The 264-nt window shown below is 32.6% G+C and carries 1 protein-coding gene; it reads left to right on the forward strand.

All coding sequences use genetic code 11. The annotated features are described in order from the left end of the window. Positions 1-52 precede the first annotated feature (52 nt). Positions 53-264, forward strand: a 212-nt coding sequence (locus SB822_RS57945) for a dihydrofolate reductase (RefSeq protein WP_410859218.1), incomplete at its 3' end; no start/stop codon positions are given.

A 264-nucleotide genomic window follows, 5' to 3' on the forward strand; every position in this document is an offset into this window, starting at 1 on the left:
CATTGATCAAAGGAGATGTAGCAATTTGATCAGTTTAATAGCAGCATGTGACATGAACATGGGTATTGGATTAAATGGAAAACTCATGTTTTCTGTTAAAGAAGACATGAAAAGGTTTAAAGAATTAACTGAAGGTAAGCTATGCATACAGGGACGAAAAACATATGAATCAATTATTAAGATTAACGGCAAGCCACTTTCTAACAGAACAAATGTTGTTTTAACAAAGGATAAGACATATAAATCCTTACCAGGCACATTTGT

This window comes from Paraburkholderia sp. SIMBA_054 (assembly GCF_046534875.1).
GTDB classification, from domain to species: Bacteria; Pseudomonadota; Gammaproteobacteria; order Burkholderiales; family Burkholderiaceae; genus Paraburkholderia; species Paraburkholderia hospita.